The following is a 1,308-nucleotide window of genomic DNA, read 5'->3' as shown; positions in this document are numbered from 1 at the left end:
TGGGGGATTAATGTTAAAGCTGTTTTTTTGCGGATTAAATCAACATTTTGGAAGAGAGTTACCGTCAGTTAATAGAATTGCTTTTGCCCGCCGGGATGCTGGAATATTTCGAAATAACCAATACCACAAAGGATTCTAAGGGAATTAATATTTTCATGGAAGAGAAGAATATTATTCCATCTGAGTACAAGGATCAACCATTACATTCCAAGGGTTTTTTGCCCGAAATACAGGTGCAGGACTTTCCTATACGCGGTCAGAAAGTGGCGTTGTGTATTAAACGCCGCCGCTGGGAGGTTGTCCACACAGGGAAGATTGTTACAAGAAATTGGACACTGGTAAGATCAGGGGCACGAATGACTACGGAATTCGGGCTTTTTTTAAAAGGAATATTTGGATAATCATCCCATTAGTCCTGTGCAATTAGGTCATTTTTTTCAGGTCGATGGCAAACAATTACAACAACATTATAAAAACTATCTAAGTGATTATCAGCAATGGGGGCAGAAGGATCACGCTGCTGAGTGGATGTTGTTTGAGCAAAATATAGGCTCATATTTGAGCATAGACGAAACCGCTTTCTCCAGTGGGGAATTATATACCATTGTTACCAACAAAGCTGCAAAAGGCAGGAAAGGCGCTATAGTGGCCATGATAAAGGGAACACAAGCAGATTATCTTATCGAAATTTTAAAAAAGATCCCCAAACGGCTCCGGGCCAAAGTCACAGAAGTTACCATCGATATGTCTGCCAGTCTGAATTTGGCAATAAAGCGTTGTTTTCCCAATGCCCACCGCGTCATTGATCGGTTTCATGTCCAACAACTTGCCTTTGACGCTGTTCAGGAAACCCGCATCCAATACCGGTGGGAAGCCCTGGAACAGGAAAACACCGCATACGAGCAAGGAAAGGCACTAAAGCAAGCATATCAGCCGGAAATCCTTGTCAATGGAGACACCGTTAAACAACTACTAGCCCGAAGCAGGTATCTATTATTCAAGCATCCCCGTTTATGGACGCGGGAACAACGGCTGAGGGCCGAATTGCTCTTTGCTCGGTACCCGGTTATACAAAAAGCGTATCGATTATCTATTGGACTAGGAGACGTATACAGGGTATGTACCAGTAAAGAACAGGCTTTCAAACGGCTGGCATTATGGTATAATGATGTAGAAGAAACGGAGCTACCTTCCTTTAAAACCCTTGCCAGGACGGTACAGACGCATTATTTGGGCATTTTAAATTTCTTCAATAACAGGGCTACTAATGCTGCTGCGGAATCATTCAATGCGAAGGTAAAATCGTTC

General features: G+C 42.9%; 2 protein-coding genes. Both read left to right on the top strand.

Annotated features, from left to right (window positions below):
* The first annotated feature begins 47 nt into the window (after nt 1–47).
* Entirely contained in the window at nt 48–401 is a 354-nt protein-coding gene (locus GA0116948_RS20920; protein WP_240619123.1) for an ISAon1 family transposase N-terminal region protein, read from the top strand.
* Nucleotides 394–1,308, top strand: a 915-nt coding sequence (locus GA0116948_RS20915) for an ISAon1 family transposase (protein WP_089715841.1), incomplete at its 3' end; no start/stop codon positions are given. The genes GA0116948_RS20920 and GA0116948_RS20915, both read left to right, overlap by 8 nt.

Origin of the sequence: Chitinophaga costaii (assembly GCF_900094705.1) — a bacterium.
Taxonomy (GTDB): domain Bacteria; phylum Bacteroidota; class Bacteroidia; order Chitinophagales; family Chitinophagaceae; genus Chitinophaga; species Chitinophaga costaii.
Note: the sequence above shows the minus strand (reverse complement) of the source record. Positions and strands in the feature narration are given on the sequence as shown.